We start from the raw sequence: 25,066 nt of genomic DNA on the forward strand, positions 1-25,066 counted from the left end.
TCAAGCGTGAAAAAGCTCATTTATTCAACGTCTTCAAGAACGAGGGAGTCGACGACAGTTGCACAGCGGCTGCACAAGTCTGGGTATCGCTCGTCGTTTCCTACATCTTCAGTCACGGTCCAGCACCGCTCACATCGTTCGCCTTCTTTGGCAGACACTTTAATCTTCAGATGCTCAAACGTTCTGACGTCGTCTCCGTCTATCTCTTCTTTTATTTGAACACCTGACACGATAAGGAGTTGTCCTAAATTGTCCGTACGTAAAAGAAGGTCTTTCGCTTCGGTGGTTAAAGGAGCAATATCCACTTGGGCCTGTAATGATTTACCAATGACTTTCTCATTACGTGCTTCCTCAAGTGCCTTAAGCACCTCATCTCTGAGTGTCATAAATGATTGCCAAAAAGTCATATCTTCTTGATGATCGCTGGCAAGCTCCGCCGTCGGCATCGAAGCTAAGTGAACGCTGTCCTCTTTTGTATCGGTTAAATGCTTCCATGCCTCGTCCATCGTATGTGGCAATAATGGCGCAAGGAGCACGAGGATGTCTTTTAATGTATCGTACATCACTGTCTGAATGGCTCGACGTCTACTGTCATCTGCTTTTTCAATGTATAGAACATCTTTCGCAAAATCTAAGTAGAACGCGCTTAAGTCATTCGTGCAAAAATGGTGAACGGTTTGAATCACTGTGGAGAAATCGTAACGCTCGTATGCATCTCTAACTTCTTGAATAACGTGCTGACGCTTAAAGTGAATAAAACGATCAACGCTCGTCAAATCAGCAAAAGTTACGCGATTATCCGCAGGCGAAAAATCAGCGATATTTCCGAGAAGGAAGCGAACAGTATTACGAATTTTACGGTAAGCTTCAGCGACTTGCTTTAAAATGTCTTGGGAAACGCGCACGTCCGCTTGATAGTCTGACGATGCCACCCAAAGACGCAAAATATCAACACCGAGCTCCTTCGCCACATCTTGAGGAGCAACAACGTTCCCTAACGACTTACTCATTTTCCGACCGTCGCCATCGAGCGCGAACCCATGAGAGATAATTGTTTTATAAGGCGCTTTCCCTGTGACTGCAACAGCGGTGGACAAAGAACTGTTAAACCAGCCACGATATTGATCGCTCCCTTCCAAGTAGACATCAGCTGGGCGCACGAGCTCATCTCGCTGCTCCAGTACGGCGTGATGTGAAGATCCAGAATCAAACCAAACGTCCATAATGTCTTTTTCGCGAGTAAACTGACCATTCGGACTGTGCTCTGATACAAAACCCTCAGGGAGAAGGTCTTTCGTATCCCACTCAAACCAAATGTTCGAGCCATGCTCACGGAATAACTCAGCGACATGAGTAATTGTTTGATCCGTAATGATCGGCTCCAAATTCTCACCATAAAACACAGGGATCGGCACACCCCAAGCACGCTGTCGCGAAATACACCAGTCTTCGCGATCACGGACCATATTGCGCAGTCTCGTCTCACCCCAGGCCGGATACCATTCGACTTCCTCGATGTTTTTCAGCATATCAGCACGGAAATCTTTAATCGAAGCAAACCATTGCGGTGTCGCCCGGTAAATCACTGGCTTTTTCGTACGCCAGTCGTGAGCATATGAGTGAGTAATAAATGACAAGTGTAAAAGCGCACCGTTTTCTTTTAAAAGCTCAGTAATGGCTGGGTTCGCCGCATCATAAAACTGACCTTCGAATCCTGATGCTTCCTCCGTAAAATAACCGCGTTCATTAACAGGCGACAAAATCTCAAGACCATACGTTTTTCCAATATGAAAATCTTCTTCACCATGTCCAGGCGCTGTATGAACACAGCCTGTCCCTGCGTCGGTCGTCACATGATCGCCAAGCATGACAAGCGACGTACGATCATAAAATGGATGCTGTGCAGTAATGTATTCTAACTCACGACCTTTGATCGTCCGTAGCACACGTGCTTCTTTCCATTCAAGAATGTCTTTTAAAGCCCCAAGGCGTTCTTCAGCGACAACAAGCTTGCGCCCTGCCTCCTCCACGACGGCATAGTCAAGATCACGGTGAACAGAAATGCCGAGGTTTGCCGGAAGGGTCCACGGTGTCGTCGTCCAAATCACCAGTTCTTCATCGGCTTGTAGAACACCTTTGCCATCCTCCACTTTAAATGCAACGTAAATAGATGGCGAGCGCTTGTCTTTATATTCAATTTCCGCTTCCGCCAGCGCTGATTCAGACGATGGTGACCAATAGACAGCCTTTAAATCCTTGTAAATGTAGCCTTTTTTAGCCATCTCACCAAACAGTTCAATTTGCGCCGCTTCATACGATTTATGCAATGTTATATAAGGATTGTCCCAATCAGCCTGAACACCGAGGCGCTTAAATTGCTCACGTTGACGATCGACTTGCTTCAATGCGTATTCTTCACATTTAGCACGAAATTCAGCAACGGATAGTTTTTTCCGATTAACTTTTTTCGTTTTCGTTAATGCAGTTTCGATTGGCAGACCGTGCGTATCCCAACCAGGGACGTACGGCGTATGATACCCGCTTAATGATTTATAACGAAGAATAAAATCTTTTAAAATTTTATTCATCGCATGACCGAGATGCAAATCCCCATTCGCATAGGGTGGGCCATCATGCAATATAAAAAGGGGGTTGTCCTTCGTCTGCTCCATAAGCCTTTCGTAGAGCTTCGTCTCCTCCCATTCTTGTTGAATGGTTGGCTCACGATGAGGCAAATTCGCCTTCATCGGAAAAGCGGTTTTTGGCATTAGCAAAGTTTTTTTATAATTCACGTTTCTCATCCTTTCGCTCCTAATTAGCATAACCAAACCATCTCAAAGCAAAAAACCTCCCCATCCCTAACTAGGGACGAGAAGGTTCCCGCGGTACCACCCTGCTCCTTTTTGCAAAACGCACAAAAAGTACTCGTTGCCTTTAACGCCGGCCTGCGTTCTCTTTTACTCGTATGTCCTTACATTCAAAGAGAATACTCCAAGGGGATGCTCCTGCCAGCAACGATGCACGGCTTTCACCAATACCGGGCTCTCTGTGAATCCATCACTAAACAAGCGTGTCCTTGTCAACGCATTCTAGTTATTCTCTATTATGTTCATGCTTTTATCTTCCCATTACAGTGAACATATTATATGTAATTACAGAGAAAAAAGCAACGATAGCGCCAATCTATGAACGGCGCGCAAGTAGCTCTTCTTCTTCTTCATCGATCGGCTCCATCAAACGGTCCCAGTCTTCATTATCAATGAGGTCCATTTGCGCCTCAAGCAGCATACGAAAACGCGTGCGATACACGTTTGCCTGCTTTTTCAATTCCTCAATATCCATTGTAATTCTTCGAGACTTTTCAAGGCTTTCATTAATAATCCGATCGGCATTCTTCTCTGCTTCTTTGATGATGAGACGGCTTTCTTTTTCTGCATTTCTCTTCACGTCATCCGCCGTTTCTTGGGCAACAAGGATCGACTTGTTTAACGTCTCTTCTATATTAGAAAAATGCTTTAAACGCTCGGTCAACTCATCAACTTTTTGCTCCAGTGATTTCTTTTCCCGTATGACGAGCTCAAAGTCTTTAATGATCTGATCCAAAAACTCGTTGACCTCGTCCTCATCATATCCTCGCATGCGCCGGCTAAATTCTTTGTTGTGTATATCCAATGGCGTTAAAGACAAAGAAAACACCTCCCCATTAAATTGGATCTTTTTTAAGTTTAGATCAAAACGAACCGAACATATCTCTCGTCACTAACGCTATGTGCGTTTATTTATTCGACAAACTTTCTCGTTTTTCCTTCTGTTTCGTATCAGCTTTTTTTGACGAATGTCGATAATCGAAATTTTGCGCGCCTCGTTTGTCCTTCAATCGAAGAAATAAACAACCGTCCATACCCCCGCAAACTTAAGACATCTGAAGGCTGAACTTCAAAAGAACCTGCGTCAATGATTTGAAAGTTAACTTTTACCTTTCCGGCCTGTATTAGCGCTGAAGCTTTCGCTCGAGATAAACGGAACCCTTGGGCTAACACAGCATCTAACCGCAGAGATGCAACGATGAGCTGCTGAGGCTGCCCTTCCTCAGCTGGTATTATGACTTCATGCGGCGGCTTTTCTTTGAGCTTGATTGTCGCTTTTCCTACAGAAGTGAGCTCTCTTTGTACAAAAGATGCAACTTCTTCGGCAACGATCAATTGATAACGAGGTGGATTGCTAACGATGTCCCCAAATTTTACGCGATCGAGCCCGACATTCATTGCTGCTCCTAATACGTTAGAGTGCTCAAGCGTGACGAACTTTACCGGATAGACGATTTCAAAGCAAACAATCCCATAGTCGTCGGTCTCCGGCACCATATAATCCGGCGCAAACAAAAGCCGCTGCCGTTCCGCTCCTTGATAGCCACCATGGCTATATAACGAAATATCCGATCTATTCCCAAGCAGCTCTTTGGCAATCGCAAGTTGTCTCGGGTCAAGAAAATCCGTTAACTTTGGAGCGTATTGTTGCTCCACTTGCATGATCCAATCGAGCACTTGGTCGACAAATGCTCGCTCTTCCACACGGTAATGCTGGTACACGTGCTGTGACATTAAATAAACATCCTCGCCAACTGATAAGCTCCAGAAATCGCTAGTTGCAGCGTAATGATCGCAACGATCGGCGAAATATCAATCATGCCGAGCGGAGGAATAATTCTTTGAAAAGGCTCCATGTACGGTCTGACAAGCCTTCCAATCAATTGTCCGAAAGAAGATTCTCGCGCATTCGGAAACCACGACATGAGCACGTACACGATAATGACGTACATATAGAGTTGCAGCACATTAGCTAACACAACAAATAATTGACTCATTTTTTCACCATCCGTTATTTCTTCGATCTTGCTCATGTTCAGTGTGTATCATATCTGTAATCGACCCGGACACATCAACATTATCCGGTGTACATAAAAAGGTGTTGGATCCTAGCTTTTGAATATCTCCGCCGAGGGCATACACCGTTCCGCTTAAAAAATCAACAATTCGCTTGGCTTGATCATTCGGAATGCGTTGCAAGTTGATGACGACACTCTTGCGATTTTTTAAATGGTCGGCAATGTCCTGTGCCTCGTCATACGCTCGAGGTTCAACGAGCATCATTTTTGCTGATTGTTGCACACTTTGCAACGAAACGACATTTTGCTTCCCTTTTTTATGTGAGGATGGCATGTCTTCCTCATACCCTAACTCAGTCTCCTCACTTTCATACACTTCATACTCTTCATCGTCCATTTCAAAAAAGCGTTTAAACTTATCTTTAAAACCCAAGGATTGACACCTCCCTAGCCTGTGCTTTACGTGTTGGATTGAACTAGCATTGAGCCAATCCGAATATGCGTAGCACCTTCCTCAATGGCAATTTCAAAATCGCCTGACATGCCCATTGACAGCTCATGGCATGGTGCGAATGGGAGCTTGAGCGCCTGTACTTCTTCTTTCAGACGCGCAAGCTGTTGAAAACAATGACGTAGCAAACTTTCATCAGGTGTATGAGGTGCCATTGTCATTAACCCACAAACGTTTATTCGCGGATACACCTCTAACTCTTGAATAAAAGGAACAACATCAACTGGAGCCAGTCCATGTTTACTTTCTTCACCCGAAACGTTGACTTGTACGAAACAGGATACTTTCTTCTGTGCCCTTTTATCAATCTCTTTTGCCAGCTTGAGACGATCAAGGGAATGAAGACGATCCACTTGATCAATGACATCTTTCACTTTTCTCGTTTGTAATGAACCGATAAAGTGAAAGTCAGCTTGTCCTTTTAAAGCTTCATACGTTTCCTGAAAGCCTTCTATTCGGTTTTCACCGAGGTGCTGAATGCCTCCCTTGACGAGTTCTCTAGCAATATCGACAGTGGTATATTTTGTGACCGCAATCAGGGTGACGTCTGCTGGCTGACGGCCAGACCGTGCGCACGCCTCACTGATTCTCGATTGCACCTTTGCAATGTTGTCTTGAATTGAATTCAATATCTCTTGCTGCCTCCTCTAAGCCATCATTCGTATAAAAGCGGCATGCCTGCCTGTCGGTGCCGAGCGCCGGTGGGAAAATAGCCACTCAGAATGACAAATTGTACATAGCTCAGATACGTCAATATGCTCTTGAGGGATGCCATGAGCCATGAATATCCTTCGGTTGAGCTGCCGCAGGTCGAGTAAGTATTGTCCTCCACCTAAAGAGCTCAATGTCTTTTCCTTAAATTGATCCGGCACTTTTTCGGCGACATCTGTACCTACTTGGTAGCATTGTGCGCATATTGCCGGACCAACAAGTACATACATCTCTTCAGGCAAAACATCGTCCGTCTTCCAAAGTTCGACAAGGCGACCGGCGATCCCTGCCACTGTTCCCCGCCAACCTGCATGAAGAACAGCAATTCTCCCTGCATTTCTTGCATAAACTAAAACGGGCACACAATCGGCATAAACGAGTGAAAGTACAACCCCTGCTTGACCCGTCCATAGACCATCTGCTTCACGAAGATCGTCGTCTTCTGTCTGTTGGTCGACAGACAGAATCGTCGTCCCGTGTACTTGTTTTGCAGTATACATATCCTTCGTCGTGCAATCAAGCTCTTTAGCTAGCCATGTATAATGCCGCTGAACAGCTTCCTCATCATCCCCGACTTGTAAACCTAAATTAAATGAATCATAGGGGGCCTCACTCGTGCCCCCTTGCCTCGTCGTTACACCTGCAATGATCTCGTCTTGAAAACGCGGCCAATAGAATAGCGGCAATGCTTTTGACGTACGCAATTGCATTAGATCTGAAACCATACAATCTCCTTTACAAATGCAGCTTCTTCTTTAGCTCTTAGTGTAGCACATCTCTACCTTAGAGGGTATGCACAAATACCGCTTTTCCTCGATTACGCTTCCTCAGCCGTCGCTTTTTCGAGCATGTCTGATTTTCGAATAAGAATAACGTCTGAACCGATTTTAACAATTTGACTCCAAGGGATAACAATTTCTGAATCACGTTTAAATCCTAGCATTTTCCCTTCCCCAGGAATCACTATGGATTCAATTTTCCCTGTCGATAGAGAAATTTCAAAATCTCCAATATGTCCAAGTCGTTTACCATCAGCGACATTGACGACATCTTTCGCTTGCAAACTTGACATTTTCACCATACCTCCACCTCCTCCCTTCAATATATGGCGTTAACCATACTTTTTAGAAGTCAAAAGGAGGGGCATAGACAACATAAAAAAAGAGCCAATTCCCTTGGCTCCCTAAGTGCAGACAACGCCGAACTTGTCTTTGTCCATCGTTTTTTTATTTAGCAACTCTCCTGTAAGTAACGCTCCTATGTTTCCAACGACTTAAAACCACTTGCATTCACTTTGCAAACTTATGAAAGGATAGCGAGTAGCGTACTAGCGATATGGTGGAAACATCATCACTGTTGAATATGCTTATTCATCTGGTGAATGGCTGCTTTTTCAAGACGGGACACTTGCGCCTGGGATATGCCGATTTCATCAGCCACTTCCATCTGCGTTTTCCCTTGAAAAAACCGCTTTGTCAAAATCATTTTTTCTCGTTCGTTGAGTCTACGCATCCCTTCTTTTAACGCAATTTCTTCAACCCATTGCAAATCCTGCTGCTTATCATCACTTAGTTGGTCCATTACAAAGATCGGATCTCCACCATCATTGTAAATCGGCTCAAATAAAGAGACAGGGTCTTGAATGGCGTCGAGGGCAAAAACAACATCTTCATGCGGCAAATCCAACTCACGAGCAATCTCTTGAGCGGTCGGCTCTTTTGATGTCGCAGCCACCAATTTCTCCCGCACTTGCAAAGCTTTATATGCCACATCTCTAAGCGATCTTGATACGCGAATTGGATTATTGTCACGAAGATATCTTCGGATTTCACCAATAATCATCGGGACAGCATATGTCGAGAAGCGGACATTTTGACTTAAATCAAAATTATCTATAGATTTCATTAGTCCAATACAACCTACTTGAAATAAGTCATCAACAAATTCACCACGATTATTGAAACGCTGCACCACACTGAGCACGAGACGCAAGTTTCCATTGACTAGTGATTCACGCGCAAAGTCATCACCTGCCTGCATTTCTCTAAACAACTTTCGCATTTCCTCGTTTTTAAGTACAGGTAATTTCGACGTATCAACGCCGCAAATTTCAACTTTATTTCGGGTCAATCATGTCCCTCCTAACGGTCGTGTCGATTACAAGAATCAGTATCTCCGTCAAAAGGGAAAATATGCAGGCGTCGTGTCTTTGAAAAATTACAACATTTTATTAAATTCTTTTTTTAACCGTTTAATAATGCGTTTTTCCAGCCGTGAAATGTAGGACTGAGAAATGCCTAACAGGTCAGCAACATCCTTTTGTGTTTTCTCCTCACCATCTGCAAGGCCAAATCGCAGCTCCATAATTTGCTTTTCCCGATCATTTAAGGTGGCTAATGAGGTCACAAGCAACGCCTTGTCCACATCGTGTTCTACGTTGCGCGTCGTTATGTCTTCATCAGTTCCCATCACATCCGAAAGTAACAGCTCATTTCCGTCCCAGTCGATGTTTAAAGGTTCATCAAAAGAAATTTCTGATTTTGTCTTATTATTTCTCCGCAAGTACATTAAAATTTCGTTTTCAATACAACGAGACGCATATGTCGCCAGTTTAATCTTTTTCTCTGGGTTAAACGTATTGACAGCTTTAATTAAACCAATGGTACCGATACTGATTAGATCCTCAATATTGATACCTGTGTTTTCAAATTTACGGGCAATGTATACAACAAGGCGTAAATTCCGCTCAATGAGAACAGATCTTGCTTCTTCATCACCCGTTGGCAATTTTTCAAGCCATATGGCTTCCTCTTCTTTAGAAAGCGGGGGTGGAAGGGCTTCACTTCCTCCAATATAGTAAATGTCCTCTGGTTTCATCTTTAATTTCACGCAGATTTTATGCCAAATTTGTACAGCTTTATTTTTAAAATGTTCCCAATTCATCGAATATACCCCCTGTTTAAACTGAATGCGATTGTTGCTGACGTATTAGAGATGGGTGCACTAAAGCGTTATATTCCCCGCTTGGTGATAAGTCCATGGTCGTAAACGCAACAAGGACATTGGACGTTGACCATTGTTGTTTTCCATCTGATATCATTAACAGCTCCGGATAAAACCCCGCTACCATTCCCGAAGCGTTTCCCATGCTGCGAAAAGGAATGAGACAAAATGAAGGTTTGGCACCGGCACCATGTTCAAATGAGGCTTCAAGCGGGCGTTCGATCAATTTTTCAACGAACGGATCTTTCTGCGGGAGCAGGCTAGCATTGAGAAAGATCACAGGTTTTTTGTTACTGGGTCAGAAAGGTGATTCCCCGTATCAATAAATCCTTTCCCATACAGGGTTTGTCCCAGTAAATGCAGTTCAAAATCGACGATTCCTTGAAAAGTCTGGCTCACTTCTTCAGCAAAGCGCAATCTTTTTTTAGAAAAATATAGTAGTGCAGGAAAGCTTAACAGGACAAACAGCCAACTGACAGGATGACCGTATCCACCGCTATAGGTGACAAATCCTGTCCCAGAAGTCGCTGAAGGGATTTGTAGAAAATGAAAGATACCGATCATGCCACCACCTACAGCAAAAGTAACAAAATAAAATGTCATGAGCGCCTGTCCAAATGCTCGCAGCCTATGAAAACGAAAAGTCACGAGGACCATTCCTATAGAAATGAACCCTTTGAAAATAGGATGACCGATCATGGCGCTATAAGGTGTGAATAACCCGATAACGATGAGTGAACCAAGAAACCCTCCTAAGATTAGCCTTCTTTTTCTCACTTTTCGTTTCAAGACAATTGCCGTCAACCATAAGAGCCAAGTATCAAACAACAGATTTAATAACCAAATGAGGTCCAAATACATGAAATTGGCATCGGCCCCTTTTCCATGAAAGCTGATGTACAGTATATCTTTTTTATATGAGAAAGTCTGTCGGAATATGAGTCCTATCGAGACAAAGCCTTTCACAAAAATCTGCAAGAACTCAGAACCTTCGAAGGGATATGATACGATATGCCATTTCCTTCACCGCCGATTTTTTTCACTTTTCTACGGTTTTTGCGCACCTAAAAAAGCCCGCCTCTACACGAAATAGAGACGAGCTTTCAATTCGATTTGTTAGGAAATCAATAATAGCATTTTATGGCGATAAAAGATTATCGGCGTCTACGATTGCGATTCCGTAAAAATGTTGGAATATCTAAAGTCTCCTCTGGTTGCTGAGGCTGTTGTGACCTTACAGGCTCTTGACGCTCTTCTTTTAAAGGGGGTGGTGTATGATCTTGCGGTGCCGCTTTTGAATAGCGCTGCTGACTCTGTGGTGTTGCGCCCTGTTGCGGTCGCGACGGCTTTCCAGGCTGAAGCTCACTTTCAGAAAATCCTGTCGCAATGACAGTAACTAAAATTTCGTCTTTCAAATCTTCATTAATGACTGAACCGAAAATCATATTCACTTCTTGATCCGACGCATTTGCGACGATATCAGCAGCCTCTTGTACTTCATACAAGCTCAGGTTCGATCCACCAGTAATATTCATAATGACACCTTGCGCGCCATCGATAGACGTTTCAAGTAATGGAGAGGAAATCGACTTTTTGGCTGCTTCTGCAGCACGGTTTTCACCGGTTGCGATTCCAATTCCCATTAATGCTGACCCACGATCAGACATAATCGTCTTTACGTCGGCAAAGTCGAGGTTAATGAGGCCTGGTGTAGCAATTAAATCGGAGATACCTTGCACCCCTTGACGAAGAACGTTATCCGCTTCTCGGAAAGCTTCAAGCATTGGTGTATTTTTATCGACGATTTCAAGTAGACGATCATTTGGGATAACGATCAAAGTGTCCACTTTTTCTTTCATCGTGTCAATACCGCTTGATGCTTGTGTAGCGCGCTTACGACCTTCAAAAGTAAATGGTCGTGTGACGACACCTACTGTCAACGCTCCAAGCTCTTTTGCAATGGATGCAATCACTGGGGCTGCGCCTGTTCCAGTGCCTCCACCCATTCCAGCCGTAACAAATACCATGTCCGCTCCTTTGAGCGCTTCCTCGAGCTGTTCTTTACTCTCTTCAGCCGCTTTTTTTCCAACCTCAGGATTCGCGCCTGCCCCCAAGCCGCGAGTCAACTTTCCGCCAATCTGCATTTTCACTTCCGCTTTTGATAAATTCAAAGCTTGGTTGTCTGTATTCACAGCAATAAATTCGACGCCTTGAACACCGTGCTCAATCATTCGATTGACAGCATTGCTGCCCCCGCCACCGACGCCGATCACTTTGATCGATGCTAATTGATCCATACTCGTATCAAACTCCAGCATGTAAGATCCTCCTAAACGATTTTTCTCTCTTACTCAAAAAATTTATTAAACCAATTCTTCATTTGTGTTGAGAAGCCAGGTTCTTTTTTCCCACCTGACTCTGCTGCGGGGGTTTTCTTCTTTTTCACAGGACGATCGATTTCTTCAGAAGCAATGGAAGCAGCAACTTCTTTTCCTTGCACCTTCATATTACGATGGGCAAACTGTATGACACCTACACCCGTCGTATATTGAGGCTCTCTGACACCGATATAATCCGCGATGGCAACGCGCACGTTATGTCGTGTGACGTCCTGGGCCAATTCAAGTACCCCAGGCATACTTGCGGTACCACCTGTCAAAACAATACCACCGGGCAATTGTTTGAAACCCAGTCGCTGCAATTCATCCATAATCATGACAAACATCTCTTCAATGCGAGCTTCGATAATTTCCGCGATGTCGAGCTGTGTGATCGTCTGGGTTTGATTACTCCCAATCATCGTCACTTCAAAGGCTTCTTCTTCTGAAGCTAAATCGTAAAAAGCGTGTCCATACGTTTTTTTCAGCTTTTCAGCCTCTTCCGTCGTCGTCCGTAATCCAATGGAAAGATCTTTAGTGATCAAATCTCCTCCGACTGGAAGCATGGTCGTCCCCTGCAGAATGCCTTCATCAAACACAGACACGGTCGTCGAGCCAGCACCTAGATCAACGAGTGCAACGCCGATGTTTTTTTCATCGGCTGATAATGCAACTGAGCCCGCTGCAAGTGGCTGTAGACAAATGTCGATAATTTCCAATCCCGCTTTTTCCACACACCGCAACGTATTATGCAACATCGTTCGTGATCCAGTGATTATGAGTCCTTCCATTTCAAGACGAACGCCTATCATCCCACGAGGGTCATTAATCTCATCTAGTCCGTCGACGATAAACTGCCGAGGGATGACATCGATGATTTCTCGCTCAGGAGGAATGGAAACAACTTGCGCTGCATCGATAACTCTAGCGACATCATCATCAGTGACCTCTCTGTTTTCACTGCCAACCGCAACGACTCCATGGCATGGTAGCAAATCAATATGATTGCCTGCGATGCCAACAATGACACGCTGGATATCTACCCCTACCATTCGCTCAGCCTGCTCAACAGCCTTTTGGATAGAAAGCACGGTTGCATCTATATCTACAATAGACCCTTTTCGTACGCCTTTAGAGCTGACGTTCCCTACTCCAATGACATTTAAGACGTCACCTGACAGTTCTCCTAAAATCACTTTAATATTGGACGTACCGATGTCTAAACTTACATAGATTCCATTGCTGTTCAATCCTTGGCACCTCCCTTAAATAAACAAATCCACATTTCTCATTGTAAGTTAAACGTATCGAAGGGTGGTCTGGAATCCACGTATCTTCCGTCCGTTCACTTTGTGTGATTTCTAAATTCTACGTCCTCTTAAAGAAAATTTTCGTTTGTTTTGCTTTGTTTATATACTATATCTTCAAATCGTTACACAATGTATTCAACAAAGGATGCCTTTTCCCTTTTTTTATGTAGATTTTTTTCCGTTGTCAGGCTTATATGAATCACTCCATTTTGCCAGTAAAAGACGTCGAATTGCAGCTATATTGTTAAACAGTCTTACACCAAATGCAAAAATGGCAGCCAAATATAAGTCTACACCAATATGAACCCCTAGAAAAGCCAAACCTGACGCTAATAACATATTGAAAAAAAAGCCACTGACAAAAACTGAATTATCAAATGTACCTTGCATTTGTGCACGAATACCACCAAATAGAGTATCGAGCGCTGCCAACACAGCAATTGATACGTAACTGGCATATTCAGGTGCTACATGTACACCGGAAAAAAGACCGACAAACAGCCCGATCAAAAAGCCTAGAATAGGTAACCACATGATCAGCTCCCTCCTTTATCACCTTCTACAGGACTGATCTCCTTCAATCGAGCATGTCCCTGATAAGCTGACAATTGAAGATCTTCTTTGACTTGAGCTGACAACTTCACATTTTCTGTCGCGAAGTCATCTACCGATTGGGAGTAAGAAATCTTCGCATGAAGCTTTTCCGGATCGTCAGTCAATACTTTGATTTCAAATGGATACGGAGGAAGCGGCTCATTATCAATATAAGTCTCCCCATTCACTTCACGAATGGGCGTCGTTGCCGACAAACGATACCCCGCAATCTCAATTTCTTTCGCACCATACCGATTCAGCTCATTAATTAAACGTGTCAACAACGCGGGTGACAGCTCTTCCACACGTTCACCGAGTAAAGCTTCATCAAACAATTCACTGACATACAGCAAAACGCCATCCCCGGATGTTTCAGTCAGACCAGCTTCTTTTTCTAGCTCATCTAAAGTCTCCCGAAGTGCCTTTTCACGTGATACCGATTCTCTCGCAGAGTAATTATTCTCAATCGTCTCGTATTTTGTGATTTCTCGCAAGAGCTCAACAGATCGCTGCTGTTCTTTTTTTAAATCTTGTCGAATTTCCCAAACGTCTCTCGTATCTCGCGTCTTTTCTTGATCTGATGTATTCAGTTGCAGCGCTAAAAGCAAACCTAATGCCAGTGTGACGACGGTTATGGATAAACGCTTAACCATGTGTTACGCCATCCTCATCTAAATGTGCGGGTAGCTCATACGCGTCACTCGTTTCAACCCGTACCGTAATATTGTCAGCGACAAGCTGCTCTACCACACCACCGGCCAAATTCAAGGACGCGCTCAAGGTGTCTGGGTCACCTAACCCTGTAATTTCAAACGGAGCCGTTGATTGCTGTCCGTCAATCGTAATGACAGGTCCTGTACAGACGATAAATGAGTTGCTCTTTAACCTCTGCCCATTGATTGCCACTGCATCAGCACCTGCAGCTTTGAGCTCGTTCACTACTTTGTGAACATGACTTTCGTGCACGAGATAGTCATTAATATTTTCCTCCTCAGGCACATAAGATGGGTCAGAGAGAGACACCTTCACCCCAGGACCTTGAATGGGAATGTCGCCGATCAGCATGCGTAGCTTTTCGACTTCTTCGACAAGGTTAAACAATGTATCCTCCTGGTTGGCAAATTCGTTTTCCATCTGTTGAATGGTCGTTTTCTTTTCTGACAGCAATGACGTCAATTCGAGGTTCTGTTGCTCAATTGAAATGAGCTCTTCACGAAGTTCGTACTCTTCTTCCCATGCATCTGAAGACAAAGTAGGTGGAGACTGCTTCGTATTTTGGTAGGAAAACGCCAGCAAAAAACCGAGGACTGCTAAAACGATAAATAAAACAGACTTCTGTACCGTTTTATTGACTTTCATTTTCTTCATCATGCTTATCGAGCTCCTTGGAAGCATCTTCCTCCCCGTAGGCTTTAAAATAGGATGCCACACCTAAATGGATGACCCCTTTTTGCTCAGGATCTAATTGAGCAACGATCGACGGATAGTCTGCCATCTTTTGCGCAAAGCCTTTCACCATCGTATGTATTTCATATCCATCGTTCATATAAACAATTACACGCATTGGTTCGTCAGCAGTAGGTGCATAAGTGACCGTAGAAATGGCATTTAAAACGAGCTCCGGCACATCTTCAAGCTCAGCAGCGATAATCTTGAGCGCTTCATCATCATTCCACGATTCCAGTAAAGGCGCTGAAGTTGGCAACTGTTCCTCAGACACGTCGGATAAAAGCACACCGTTATCAAGAAGCGGATGAAAACGTCCTTCTTTTTCAATATAAGCTAACCTTTGATGCTCTTTAATGGAAATATTCACTTCGTTTGGAAAATGCTTTGTGACAGTCGCTTGCGCAATTTCTTCATGATTTTCGATCCGTTTGGCAACTTCGTCTTCTTGCAGCTGCACAAAACTCGTCTCTTGTGAGACATCTGCCAATGATACCACTTCATCTTGAGAAACGTAGTGCGTTCCAGTAACCTTAACCTCTTGAACATGACTAAATGGGGATTGAAAATAAAGAATGACAGCGATCAAAATGAAAAACACTGATAAATAAATAATGAGCATTGAATTGGCTTTTCGTTTTCGTTGCTTTTTAATACCCGGAATTCGGTCTTCAAGGTGATAAAGCTTTCCTTGCTTGTTCGTGTCCCCTCCCTCCTTCATCCAAGCCTCTCCTCCATTCTTATCATCGTCATCTGGGTGCAGTCTCTCCTCTGAGAAGTATGATGGTAGATGTTTTTTCCAAAAGCAAAGCAGATGAACGCAAGAAAAACGGCTGAATGGCCGTCTTCTCAGTTGTCTTCGTAAATGTTAGTTTAACACAAAATTGCTGCGATGAGTTTAATGCGCTACCTCTGTTCCAATTATTTCAATTTCTGTTTGCAGTTGAATGCCCGTCTTCTCAAATATCGTGTCTTGAACGTGGCGAATGACCGCCTTCACATCCTCTGCTTTGGCGTCTCCTATATTGACGATAAAATTTGCGTGCATTGGTGAAACTTGCGCTCCCCCGATGGAAAACCCCTTTAACCCTGCTTTCTCAATCAGCTCGCCAGAATATGAGGGTAATGGGTTACGGAAAATGCTTCCTGCACATGGTGAATCATAGGGCTGAGTATTTTTGCGATACGTCTTATAGGTTTTCATCTCGTTCGTAATGTCTTTCGCATTTCCCTCTTTTAGCTGAAATCGCGCCTCTAGACAAATGCCAGGGCGTTCTTTTTGCAAGACTGTCGTTCGATAAGAAAACTTCATCTCTTCATTGGACAGCCATTCCATTGTCCCATCTGCAAATAAAATGTGTGCTTCTTTTAGGACGCGAGAAACATCCGAGCCATGTGCGCCTGCATTCATATAGACCGCACCACCAACGGATCCAGGAATACCGCCGGCAAATTCAAACCCAGACAAACCGTCGCGGCTCGTCATCACAGCCAGCTTTACAAACGGATATCCGCCGCCGACCGTCACGAGATTACCATCCTTTTTATAATGATCTAACCCTTTACCAAGTTTAATCACGACACCCGATAAACCTTCATCAGGTACAAGCAAATTGGACCCTCGTCCAATCACGAAGATTGGCGCCTGATGGGCTTTCGCCACCGCGACAGTTTGTTTAAGCGCCTCAATAGAATGAGGAATAACAAACCATTCTGCAGGGCCGCCAATCCGAATGGTTGTATGTTTGCTCAACGGCTCATCCTGTCGGACGGAAGCATTCTCTATTTGTTCCAATTCTGCCGCCAGATTTTTCACATTGTCACGCTCCTTTATTCATTTCGCATGCTTGCTTACATTCAACAAAACGCCTACAGCTACGAGCATTAATGTTAACGAGGACCCTCCATAGCTTAGAAACGGAAGGGTGATGCCGGTGACAGGCATAAGTCCAGTGACAACCCCTATATTGATGGCAACTTGCAAAGCAATCATCGTACAGATGCCTACCGCAATTAATGAGCCATACATATCCGGCGCACCAAGGGCAATGCGGACTCCTCTCCACAACACAAAGGCAAATAAAAGGAGAACGAAAAAGCCACCGATGAAACCTAGCTCTTCAGCCACGATCGAAAAAATAAAATCCGTTTGCGGCTCCGGCAAATAAAAGTACTTTTGCCTCGATTGACCAATACCAAGACCTAATAAACCACCTGGCCCAATAGCGTATAACGACTGAATGATTTGAAAGCCACTGCCGAGAGGATCAGACCACGGATCCATGAACGACGTAATTCGCTGAATTCGATACGGCGCCGATAAAATTAACGCGGTAAAACCAGCCAAGCCTGCCACCCCGAGCACAACAAAGTGGCGGATTCTCGCCCCGGCAATAAACAGCATAATCATACAGGTACCGACCATCACCGTTCCAGTTCCTAGGTCTGGCTGAAGCATAATCAATCCAAAAGCAGAAAATATTAAGCCTAATGCAGGTAAAACGCCCCTGCGCCACTCAACAATATATTTTTGTCGAGCTGCTAAAAACCGAGCTAGAAAGGCAATCATTGCTAATTTAATAAATTCCGAGGGCTGAATGCTAAAAGCACCGACACCAAGCCAGCTTCGCGCTCCACCTCGAACAAGTCCAACGCCGGGAATTAATACGAGCAGAAGCAGTAAAAAACAAATGATTAATAGGATAAGTGCCCATTTTCGCCAGTTCCAATAGTCGATGTTCATCACTAAAAAGAGGGCAACAACCCCAAGACCGGCGAATAAAAGCTGACGCTTGGCAAAGAAGAATGGATCTTCAAACCGATAGTCCGCCCAAATGGCACTTGCGCTATAAACCATAATAATACCAATCGCTACGAGAAGCATAGTGACAGTAAATAGGAAAAAGTCTGGCGTGTTTTTTTTCATGAACGAAGACACCTCAAGTCCGTATCGAAATTAGCAGGCAGACAACCCCTCCTAATTCAGCGTATGCACAGACTTGGTGAACATGTCTCCTCGTTCTTCAAAAGTTTTAAACTGATCCCAACTCGCGCATGCTGGTGACAATAAAATGACATCACCAGATTTAGAAAGAGCGTACGATGTCTGCACTGCTTTTTCTACATTATCGACACGCGCGATGTGTTCTATCCCTACTTCATTTCCTAATTGCTCTAAACGCGCAGCCGTTTCACCAAAAGTGACGAGTGCGCGAACGTGTGACATACTTTCCTTTAATTCCTCGAAGCTCTGACCACGCTCCAAGCCACCAGCAAGTAAAACGACAGGCTTTGTAAACGCGCACAAAGCGTGCTTCGTGGCTAATGTATTTGTTGCCTTTGAATCATTGTAAAAGTGTCGACCATCCACTGTTGCTACAAACTGCAGCCGGTGCGCTACCCCGGTAAAAGTAGTCAAAACATGGGCAATGCCTTCGGGCGTAGCACCTGCGGAGGAAGCAGCATGCACTGCAGCAACGATATTTTCAAGGTTATGTGCTCCCGGAAGGGCAATATCGTTTACATCAATGACCTTCGTCCCCTTAAGCCAAAGCACTCCTTCATGGACACCAGTTTGTTCATCACTTAACCCATGCGACTGAAATGTAACTAAAGGAGCTTGCGGCAAGGCATTGATTTCCTTTAGATAGGCTTGCGCCTGTCGCTGAACAAAAAGATCATCTGAGGCGTCCATATTCGTAAAAATCCGGGCTTTCGACGCGATATAATGCTCCCATGAGCGATGATAGTCTAAATGCGCCTCGTAAAGATTGAGCAGAACCGCAGCATGCGGTCTAAATGCTTCTGTTCCCGCAAGTTGAAAGCTTGAAAGCTCCATGACGATGACATCATCAGCTGTTGCTTCTTGAGCGACGTCTACAGCCACGGTGCCGATATTTCCAGCAATTCGGGACGAAACACCTGAGGCGAGCAGCATTTCATGGATGAGCGTCGTCGTCGTCGTTTTCCCGTTTGATCCAGTCACAGCCACAATCGGAGCTTCAGATAAATGGTATGCAAGCTCGACCTCTGTCCAAACAGGAATGCCTTTTTCTTGTGCTGCTTCAATGATCGGATTTTGATATGGGATTCCCGGGTTTTTGACAATGAAATCACAGTGATCAGTCAATTGAACGGGGTGGCTACCACACACGACTTGTATGCCCTCTTTATATAACGCCTGCGCATCAATATTGTCTTGGTAAGGCAGTCGGTCATTGACCGTAATCACAGCACCTAGTTTCTGCAACGCCTTCACCGCAGCCATACCACTTTTCGCTAGCCCGATCACGAGGACGCGTTTTCCCTTTACACTCGTGAATTTTTTCATCCTATATCCACACCTCTACGTAAATTCCAAGCGCAGCAAAGAGAAAAGCAGCCGCCCAGAAGGTGACTACAACCCGCCATTCTGACCACCCTGATAACTCATAATGGTGATGAAGCGGACTCATCTTAAACACCCTTCTCCCCGTCAACTTAAATGAAATAACCTGGATGATCACCGACAGGGTTTCAAGCACAAACACCCCACCAATAACAATAAGCAAAAGCTCTAGCTTTGTCATAATAGCGACAGCTGCCAATGCACCGCCGAGCGCTAGAGAGCCTGTGTCACCCATAAACACTTTCGCCGGGTTCGCATTGAAGACGAGAAAACCTAGAACCGCTCCGACAATTGCTATACAAAAAACAGCGACATCCACCTGTCCGAGATACCAAGCTAAAACACCGAAGGCACCAAAGGCAACAGCTGATGTTCCTGCCAGCAAGCCGTCCAAGCCATCGGTTAAATTCGTAGCATTGGACGTACCGATGAGCATAAATATGACGAGAAGCGGAAACAAAAGGCCTAAATCAACACTTAAGCCAGTGCCCGGAAGCTCAATATACGTTTCATGATCGAGTAAATACAAGCCGACACAAAAACCGATTGAGATGAGAAGCTGGCCAGCCATCTTTTGTTTTGACGTAAGCCCTAAGTTTCGTTTAAGTACGACTTTAATAAAATCATCGAGAAATCCTATCAAACAAAAACCTAAGAAGACAGCAAGCATTAGTAGTGTCTCTGGACTTATGTAGTAGTATCGCATCGTTATTAAACCGGCAGCACATACAGCAGCGACAACAATAATAATGCCGCCCATCGTTGGCGTTCCCGTTTTTTCTGATGCGATTGTGGGCCTTCCTCACGAATTTTTTGACCAAACTTTAATCGTCTAAGCATAGGAATTGCGACTGGCGAAAATAGTACAGACAAAATGAATGCAAGACCTATTGCAAATAATAATGCTTCTTCAGGAATCATAACCAGTCACCTCCTATTTGTCTTTTAATGCATCTACGATCTGTTCGAAGCGCATCCCTCGTGAAGCTTTAAACAGGACAACGGCGTTTTCTTTTAACAACGGTTTGATTCTTTCTGCAGCCTGTGTCGTGTCTAACACATGCTGGACATCAACTGACCCCTGTTTACGCGCCTCCTCAGCAATCCACTTTGCGCGCTCACCAACGGCAACGAGATGAGTCACTGGCGCCGACACTTCGCGCCCGACACTTCGATGCATCTCTGCCTCGTACATGTTTCCAAGTTCAAAAATATCACCGAGTACAGCAATTTTTGCTGTCGCCTGCTCGAGTGATTTTAATGTTTTTAACGCCGCCTTCATTGACGTCGGGCTTGCATTGTAAGCATCCTGAAGAATGATACTTCCATTTGGCCCTTCAAGGCGCTCCATACGCATTGGTGTCATTGTTGCCTGCGTTAAACCTCGCTGGATCGCGGCCGTTTCCATCTTGAGTGCTTTTCCAATGGTTACTGCATACGCTGCATTCTTTACATTATGCTCTCCTAAAAACGGTAATGTGTATTCTTCACCATCTAGAGCAAATCGCTGCTCACGATGATTTTGACCATTTAACACCAATTTGCTGTCGGATGTTGGCGAAAAGCCGATTCGTTTTACCCTAGAGGTTTCCCACCCGTCAAGTAACGGCTCATCCCCATCGACAATCAACATGCCTCGATCTTGTAAACCGTAAGCAATTTCTTTTTTCGCTTCAGCAATCCCTTCCCGTGAGCCTAAATATTCAATGTGGGACTCGCCGATATTCGTAATGATGGCAAACGAAGGTTGGGCAATGTCACTTAAGCACTCAATTTCTCCTTTATGATTCATCCCCATCTCTAAAACAAGGTATTCTGTATCCGGAGACATTGAAAGAATCGTTAACGGCACCCCGATATGATTATTTAGATTGCCTGCTGTTTGGTGGGTTCGCCCCCGCTCTTTACAGACACTGGCAACAAGATCTTTTACCGTTGTTTTTCCATTACTCCCGGTAATGGCGATCACGACTGGGTGAATATTTTTGACATAATGCGCAGCTAGTTTTTGCAGCCCTTCAATTGTATCATCTACAAAAAAGATACTGCATGCTTCTTCCACCGATGGAGGGAGCGTTTCACTGCGTGCCCATAACAACGCGACTGCCCCTTGCTTTACAGCATCTGCAGCAAAATCGTGTCCATTAAACCGTTCGCCAACAATAGGAACATAAAGTCCACCCGACATCTCTTCTCTCGTATCACGTGACACCATCGTAATGCTAGACGGGACATTGCTTGCTAAACGATGATCTGGGAACAATTGCTGTAACTCTTCAATGGGTAAGTTCATCATCTTAGCCTCTCCTTCAGTGCCTCACGCGCTTCTTCCCGATCATCAAAATGAACCGTGTGATCTCCGATGATTTGATACGTTTCATGCCCTTTACCTGCGATCAAAATGACATCGCCTTCTTGTGCATCATTGATCGCTCTATAAATCGCTTCACGCCGATCTTCAATGACAGTGAACTGATGCTTACTTTCGTCTAGCGGCTCAATCATGTCAGAGAAAATTTGCTCGGGGCTTTCGGTACGTGGATTATCGTTCGTAAAAATAGCGACTTCAGCATAGTGTACCGCTACTTGCGCCATTTTCGGACGCTTCGTTCGGTCGCGGTCCCCTCCACAGCCACAGACGACAAGCAAGCGATTTTTCGTCAGCTCTCTCGCTGTCTGAAGCACGTTTTTCAAACTGTCTGGTGTATGTGCATAATCAACAATGACCGGGAAACCTTGTCCGGCATCAACAAGCTCAAAACGTCCTGGTACTCCTTGAATGCGCTCAAGGCCTGCTTTGATTTCCGTTATAGCGACCCCTCCTGCATAACAAGCGGCAGCAGCGGCTAATGTATTATAAACGTTAAAGGTGCCTGCCAACGGAAGGGTCACTTTGCATGTGCCTTCTGGTGTCACTAACGTGAAGCTCGTGCCATGTCCTTGTAATGACAGATCTTTGGCCATGACGTCTGCTTTTTGCCGAATACCATACGTCAATATAGCAGCCTGAGTTACATTACGAAAAGACGAAAAAACGGGATCATCTACATTGAGCACAGCATACGTTTCAGATACATCTTTCTGCCATGCAGGAAGAGACGAAAAGAGCAGCCGCTTCGCATCTTTATAAGCTTCCATCGACGAGTGGAAATTAAGGTGGTCTTGACTTAAATTCGTAAATACGGCGACATTAAATTGGCAGCCTCTCGTTCGTCCTTCTACGAGGGCATGAGATGACACTTCCATCACCGCTCTTTCGACACCTTCGTTCATCATCTGCCGAAGCGACTGTTGAACCGTAAGAGACTCTGGCGTTGTGTTTGGTAATGGATATGTCGCTTCGCCGATACGAAGTCCAACAGTACCCATTGTCGCCGTTTTTTGCGCATGACACTCATAGATCGATTGAATAATATACGTCGTCGTCGTCTTCCCGTTTGTCCCTGTCACCCCTGTCAGGTGAAGCGCATCACTTGGATACCCAAAAAACGCGTTCGCCACTTGGGCGAGCGCTGTTCGTGAGTCATTCACAAGCAAAACGGGAAGCGTCGTATTGACAGGTTTTTCAGCGATTATCGCTACAGCGCCTTGCGCCTCCGCTTCACCAACGAGCTCATGACTATCAAAGCGTGTTCCTTGAATACATACGAAGAGATCCCCGTCCTCTGTCTTTCTCGTATCCATTGAAATGCCCTGTACGTCAAGCGCTGGAACAGGTTCTCGAAAAAAAGGCAATGCTTGCTTGATCAGTTCATTTAACTTCAACGCCCTCACCCCTAAACTACAACTAAAAGATTTTTTCTACATCATCACTTCACTATAGAAGTGTTAACAAACAACGAACTTCCTTAATCATTAACACCTGCTTTTGACTCGTTGTTTAAAGTGGCTTTCTCGCCCCAGTATACACGAATGACAGCACCTTTCTCTACTTTTTCTCCAGGCGCAGGAGCTTGGGCAACAATGACATCGCCTTCACCGTTATGCTCTATCGTAAAGCTGGACAAATGATGCCTGATTTCCTTTTTCGTCAACCCTAAAAGGTTCGGCACTTCCACAAGAATTGGATCGGTATACGTTCGCTCTTTCTCAATTTGTCCACTTCTTTTTTCAACGCCGAGTGCCATTAAGCTATCGCCAATAATATTCCCAGCAACAGGCGCAGCAACAACCCCACCAAATTGAACTGTACCTTTTGGATTGTCCACTGCCACAAAGACAACGATTTGCGGATCATCCATCGGTGCTACGCCCATGAAAGAAACGATATAGTTGTTTTGTAAATATTTTCCGTCGACAGCTTTTTGTGCCGTTCCTGTTTTGCCGCCGACGCGGTAGCCTTCGACGAATGCATTCTTCCCTGTCCCTTGAGCGACGACGCTCTCTAAAGCACGGCGCACCTCTTTTGATGTTTCTTCAGAAATCACTTGTCGTTTCATCACTGGTGTTTCTTTATCGACAACCAATCCGCTCTCTGGGTCTACCCACTCTTTTGCTACATAAGGCTGATATAAATACCCACCGTTGACAGCTGCAGCGACCGCTGTGACTTGCTGGATCGGCGTGACACTTATCCCTTGACCAAACGAGGTCGTTGCCTGCTCTACAGGGCCGACACGGTCGAGATCAAATAAAATGCCCGTACCTTCTCCTTGCAAATCAATGCCCGTTTTTTTACCAAAGCCAAAGTCGTGCACATATTGGAAGAGTTTCTCCTTCCCGAGCTTTTGTCCCATAACGACAAATCCGGGGTTGCACGAATTTTGTACGACCTCAAGAAAGGTTTGTGAACCGTGACCGCCGCGCTTCCAGCATTTAATTTTAGCGCCGCCGACTTTAATTGAGCCGGAATCATGAAATGTATCGTTGTCTAAGTCTAGGAGCTTTTCTTCAAGGACGGAGGCAAGCGTGATCACTTTAAACGTCGATCCCGGCTCAAACGTACTCCATATCGGCAAATTGCGATTATACACTTCTGGAGGAACTTCTTTATACTCTTCTGGATCATAGTCAGGCCGGCTCGACATCCCTAAAATTTCACCTGTGTTTGGATCCATCGCGATGGCCATCAGCCCATCTGGAGAAAATTTGGCCTCGGCTTCGTCTAATTCACGCTCAATGATTGTCTGTACCTTGGAGTCGATCGTCAACCGCAAGTCCAAACCATCCACTGGCGCTTTATAGCGATCGGCCTCTCCTTTCAGACGCTGCCCTTTTGCGTCCGACATAAACGATAACGATCCTCTTTCTCCTTCAAGCTCGTCATTGTAAATCGCTTCTAAACCAGTCAAGCCTTGATTGTCAATGCCTGTAAAGCCGAGCACGTGCGATAAATAACTTCCAAACGGGTAGTGCCTTTTTGAATCTTGCGTGACATACACGCCGGCCAATTCTAATGCCCGAATGGCTTTTACTTTGTCCTCTGATAGCTTCCTGCCTTCCGGATGAACCTTAACGATATTTTCATTTTTCGTCATAAAATCGTACGCGCGCTCTACAGTCATTTCGAGCACAGGTGCCACCTGTTTAGCAGCCTCTGCGGGATTTTCAATTTGCCTTGGGACGACATACAAAGACGGTGCGCTTACATTCGTCGCTAAAGGAACGCCATTTCGGTCCAAGATCTCCCCGCGCTCTGGTTCAAAAGGTAAATCCCGGCTCCAAAGCTCCTCAGCCTTCTCAGTAAGACTCTCCGCCTCAAACACTTGTACATAAACTAGGCGTGCGGCAATAATCGCAAACACAATGCCACCGGCAAACAGTAAGTAAATGAGTCGTTTTCGAACGGTTCGATTCGAAACAAACACAAGCGGGACCCTCCTTCTCTAGCTAGTCCACTCT

The 25,066-nt window shown here is 44.8% G+C and carries 24 protein-coding genes, 1 pseudogene and 1 other annotated feature; all 25 genes and pseudogenes read right to left on the reverse strand.

Annotated features, from left to right (window positions below; all coding sequences use genetic code 11):
• Positions 1-20: 20 nt before the first annotated feature.
• The 25 genes and pseudogenes from ileS to G4V62_RS05020 all read right to left on the reverse strand — a co-directional run bounded on the left by ileS (position 21) and on the right by G4V62_RS05020 (position 25,032).
• Positions 21-2,792 carry an isoleucine--tRNA ligase gene (gene ileS, locus G4V62_RS04900; protein WP_165199810.1) on the reverse strand — a complete coding sequence of 924 codons (2,772 nt, stop codon included), beginning with the start codon at positions 2,790-2,792 and terminating at the stop codon, positions 21-23.
• A gap of 69 nt (positions 2,793-2,861) precedes the next feature.
• Positions 2,862-3,092, reverse strand: a binding site (T-box leader).
• 91 nt (positions 3,093-3,183) lie between these two features.
• Positions 3,184-3,687: a DivIVA domain-containing protein gene (locus G4V62_RS04905; protein WP_165199812.1), complete on the reverse strand. Its 504-nt coding sequence runs from the start codon at positions 3,685-3,687 to the stop codon at positions 3,184-3,186.
• Positions 3,688-3,818: 131 nt separating this feature from the next.
• Positions 3,819-4,601: a YlmH family RNA-binding protein gene (locus tag G4V62_RS04910; protein ID WP_165199814.1), complete on the reverse strand. Its 783-nt coding sequence runs from the start codon at positions 4,599-4,601 to the stop codon at positions 3,819-3,821.
• Entirely contained in the window at positions 4,601-4,864 is a 264-nt protein-coding gene (locus tag G4V62_RS04915; protein ID WP_165199816.1) for a YggT family protein, read from the reverse strand. Before G4V62_RS04915 ends, G4V62_RS04910 begins: the two co-directional genes overlap by 1 nt.
• A 4-nt stretch (positions 4,865-4,868) precedes the next feature.
• On the reverse strand, positions 4,869-5,318 hold the full coding sequence (locus G4V62_RS04920; protein ID WP_165199818.1) for a cell division protein SepF: 450 nt from the start codon (positions 5,316-5,318) through the stop codon (positions 4,869-4,871).
• A 26-nt stretch (positions 5,319-5,344) separates the two neighbouring features.
• Entirely contained in the window at positions 5,345-6,025 is a 681-nt protein-coding gene (locus G4V62_RS04925) for a YggS family pyridoxal phosphate-dependent enzyme (RefSeq protein WP_212508670.1), read from the reverse strand.
• An 18-nt stretch (positions 6,026-6,043) separates the two neighbouring features.
• Complete coding sequence (gene pgeF / locus G4V62_RS04930) at positions 6,044-6,832, reverse strand: peptidoglycan editing factor PgeF (RefSeq protein ID WP_165199820.1); 789 nt, start codon at positions 6,830-6,832, stop codon at positions 6,044-6,046.
• Positions 6,833-6,924: 92 nt separating this feature from the next.
• On the reverse strand, positions 6,925-7,188 hold the full coding sequence (locus G4V62_RS04935) for a YlmC/YmxH family sporulation protein (RefSeq protein ID WP_165199822.1): 264 nt from the start codon (positions 7,186-7,188) through the stop codon (positions 6,925-6,927).
• Positions 7,189-7,457: 269 nt separating this feature from the next.
• On the reverse strand, positions 7,458-8,237 hold the full coding sequence (gene sigG / locus G4V62_RS04940; protein WP_165199824.1) for an RNA polymerase sporulation sigma factor SigG: 780 nt from the start codon (positions 8,235-8,237) through the stop codon (positions 7,458-7,460).
• An 87-nt stretch (positions 8,238-8,324) separates the two neighbouring features.
• Entirely contained in the window at positions 8,325-9,050 is a 726-nt protein-coding gene (gene sigE, locus G4V62_RS04945) for an RNA polymerase sporulation sigma factor SigE (RefSeq protein WP_165199826.1), read from the reverse strand.
• A gap of 16 nt (positions 9,051-9,066) precedes the next feature.
• Positions 9,067-9,390, reverse strand: a complete 324-nt coding sequence (locus G4V62_RS21095) for a sigma-E processing peptidase SpoIIGA (RefSeq protein WP_165199828.1) — start codon at positions 9,388-9,390, stop codon at positions 9,067-9,069.
• Positions 9,387-9,971: a sigma-E processing peptidase SpoIIGA gene (locus G4V62_RS21100; protein WP_165199830.1), complete on the reverse strand. Its 585-nt coding sequence runs from the start codon at positions 9,969-9,971 to the stop codon at positions 9,387-9,389. Before G4V62_RS21100 ends, G4V62_RS21095 begins: the two co-directional genes overlap by 4 nt.
• Positions 9,972-10,264: 293 nt before the next feature.
• On the reverse strand, positions 10,265-11,428 hold the full coding sequence (gene ftsZ, locus G4V62_RS04960; protein ID WP_165199832.1) for a cell division protein FtsZ: 1,164 nt from the start codon (positions 11,426-11,428) through the stop codon (positions 10,265-10,267).
• Between the two features lie 29 nt (positions 11,429-11,457).
• The gene (gene ftsA / locus G4V62_RS04965; protein ID WP_165199834.1) at positions 11,458-12,738 is read right to left on the reverse strand and encodes a cell division protein FtsA; all 1,281 of its coding nucleotides are present in this window, start codon (positions 12,736-12,738) and stop codon (positions 11,458-11,460) included.
• A gap of 222 nt (positions 12,739-12,960) precedes the next feature.
• Positions 12,961-13,332, reverse strand: coding sequence for a small basic family protein (locus G4V62_RS04970; RefSeq protein WP_165199836.1), 372 nt, complete (start codon positions 13,330-13,332; stop codon positions 12,961-12,963).
• A gap of 2 nt (positions 13,333-13,334) precedes the next feature.
• Entirely contained in the window at positions 13,335-14,045 is a 711-nt protein-coding gene (locus G4V62_RS04975) for a DUF881 domain-containing protein (RefSeq protein WP_165199838.1), read from the reverse strand.
• Positions 14,038-14,763, reverse strand: a complete 726-nt coding sequence (locus tag G4V62_RS04980) for a DUF881 domain-containing protein (RefSeq protein WP_246218266.1) — start codon at positions 14,761-14,763, stop codon at positions 14,038-14,040. Before G4V62_RS04980 ends, G4V62_RS04975 begins: the two co-directional genes overlap by 8 nt.
• The gene (locus tag G4V62_RS04985) at positions 14,738-15,559 is read right to left on the reverse strand and encodes a cell division protein FtsQ/DivIB (RefSeq protein ID WP_165199840.1); all 822 of its coding nucleotides are present in this window, start codon (positions 15,557-15,559) and stop codon (positions 14,738-14,740) included. Before G4V62_RS04985 ends, G4V62_RS04980 begins: the two co-directional genes overlap by 26 nt.
• A 177-nt stretch (positions 15,560-15,736) precedes the next feature.
• Positions 15,737-16,654: a UDP-N-acetylmuramate dehydrogenase gene (murB, locus tag G4V62_RS04990; RefSeq protein ID WP_165199842.1), complete on the reverse strand. Its 918-nt coding sequence runs from the start codon at positions 16,652-16,654 to the stop codon at positions 15,737-15,739.
• An 18-nt stretch (positions 16,655-16,672) separates the two neighbouring features.
• On the reverse strand, positions 16,673-17,764 hold the full coding sequence (spoVE, locus tag G4V62_RS04995; RefSeq protein ID WP_165199844.1) for a stage V sporulation protein E: 1,092 nt from the start codon (positions 17,762-17,764) through the stop codon (positions 16,673-16,675).
• 51 nt (positions 17,765-17,815) lie between these two features.
• Positions 17,816-19,168: a UDP-N-acetylmuramoyl-L-alanine--D-glutamate ligase gene (murD, locus tag G4V62_RS05000; protein ID WP_165199846.1), complete on the reverse strand. Its 1,353-nt coding sequence runs from the start codon at positions 19,166-19,168 to the stop codon at positions 17,816-17,818.
• Between the two features lies 1 nt (position 19,169).
• Positions 19,170-20,143 (reverse strand): annotated as a pseudogene (gene mraY, locus G4V62_RS05005) (phospho-N-acetylmuramoyl-pentapeptide-transferase).
• Positions 20,144-20,159: 16 nt separating this feature from the next.
• Positions 20,160-21,518, reverse strand: coding sequence for a UDP-N-acetylmuramoyl-tripeptide--D-alanyl-D-alanine ligase (locus tag G4V62_RS05010; protein ID WP_165199848.1), 1,359 nt, complete (start codon positions 21,516-21,518; stop codon positions 20,160-20,162).
• Positions 21,518-22,990, reverse strand: a complete 1,473-nt coding sequence (locus tag G4V62_RS05015; protein WP_165199850.1) for a UDP-N-acetylmuramoyl-L-alanyl-D-glutamate--2,6-diaminopimelate ligase — start codon at positions 22,988-22,990, stop codon at positions 21,518-21,520. The genes G4V62_RS05010 and G4V62_RS05015 overlap by 1 nt, the downstream gene beginning before the upstream one ends.
• Before the next feature lie 83 nt (positions 22,991-23,073).
• Positions 23,074-25,032, reverse strand: coding sequence for a stage V sporulation protein D (locus G4V62_RS05020; RefSeq protein ID WP_165199852.1), 1,959 nt, complete (start codon positions 25,030-25,032; stop codon positions 23,074-23,076).
• Positions 25,033-25,066 lie beyond the last annotated feature (34 nt).

The organism is Litoribacterium kuwaitense, assembly GCF_011058155.1.
Taxonomy (GTDB): Bacteria; Bacillota; Bacilli; order Bacillales; family DSM-28697; genus Litoribacterium; species Litoribacterium kuwaitense.